This window comes from Lentilactobacillus dabitei (assembly GCF_019061365.1).
GTDB classification, from domain to species: domain Bacteria; phylum Bacillota; class Bacilli; order Lactobacillales; family Lactobacillaceae; genus Lentilactobacillus; species Lentilactobacillus dabitei.
The window spans coordinates 254-818 of sequence record NZ_JAHPPD010000178.1 but is presented as its reverse complement, the minus strand read 5'-3'; the positions used below and the strand labels follow the sequence as shown (position 1 = coordinate 818).

Annotated in this window: 1 protein-coding gene; it reads left to right on the top strand. The window is 43.2% G+C overall.

What is annotated here, in order from left to right; translation table 11 throughout:
* Positions 1-265: 265 nt before the first annotated feature.
* Positions 266-565, top strand: a 300-nt coding sequence (locus tag KTE19_RS14420) for an IS3 family transposase (RefSeq protein WP_217342518.1), incomplete at its 3' end; no start/stop codon positions are given.

Genomic DNA, 565 nt, shown 5'->3' with positions numbered 1-565 from the left:
CTAAGAAACGGTCAACTAAGAAGAAACTTTCTCTGGAAGAAAATCGTCTTAAGCAACTAGAAGCTGAAAATTTGGAGTTACGCATCAAAAATGAAGCGTTAAAATTATTGGCCTCGATGAAGCAACGAACAAAGAACTCGCCCAAGTAATCTGCACCCTCGAGGCCCAATTTAAGCTGACTGACCTTCTACGGGTCTTACCAATTTCACCAGATACCTTTTTCTACTGGAAGCGTCAATTTAAGCTACCAGACAAGGATGGCCAATTGAAACACTTGATTTCCCGCATCTGGAATCAGGATCACCATATGGGCGTTCTACGGATTACTCAAGCCCTCCTGAACGATTTTGACCTTAAGGTCAATCATAAGCGCGTTTATCGATTGATGAAGGAGTTAGGGATTCAAGGAGAAGGCTATCACAAGAAAACTCGCAAGTACGACTCCTCTAAGGGCCCGGAAGGAACGCGAGTTAAAAATCGATTACATCGGCGTTTTCAAACTGATCGGCCAAATCAGAAGATGGTTTCCGATGTGACTGAATTCAAAGTTCCCCAAACTCAGGAA